Annotated in this window: 1 protein-coding gene; it reads right to left on the bottom strand. The window is 72.4% G+C overall.

The window, feature by feature from the left end; translation table 11 throughout:
* On the bottom strand, positions 1 to 500 hold a 500-nt coding region (locus tag ACLQ14_RS19450; protein ID WP_425816107.1), incomplete at both ends, for a hypothetical protein.

Raw genomic sequence — 500 nt, 5'->3', positions numbered from 1 at the left:
TCACCCGCCGCACGCGCCTGCACCGCCAGCGCCCACGACCTCAAACGTTCCGCCGCCGCGACGACCTCGACCAGCGCATCGTCGGTCACGTCCGCCACCGACACCCCCGCCAGGATCCGGGCCAGCACCGGCCCAGGGACCACGTCCTCCAGACCCTCCAACGCGGCATCCGTGAGAACAGCCACGGGATCAGCACTACCGGGATCAGAACTATCGGGATCAGCACTACCGGGATCAGCACCATCGAGGCCAGCGCCCTCGAAGCCCTCCAGCGCGGCCGATACGGCCACCGGCTCGAGCTGCGCAGCCGTCGCGGCAGGGACACCATCCGCGACCTCCAGCGCAGCCGAAGCGTCCAGCCCCCGCGTCGCGCCACCGCGCTCGGCACCGTCGACCGGCCCCACGGCCGCATCGACGAGCGAACCCAACGCCCGACGCAACGCCCCCTCCAGCACCGACTCCGCATCGGCCACCACCGCATCGACCGCGGCGTCGGCTGC

Origin of the sequence: Luteimicrobium sp. DT211, assembly GCF_049844995.1 — a bacterium.
GTDB lineage: Bacteria > Actinomycetota > Actinomycetes > Actinomycetales > Cellulomonadaceae > Luteimicrobium.
The sequence above is the reverse complement of the archived record's forward strand: the minus strand, read 5'-3'. Positions and strand labels throughout refer to the sequence as shown.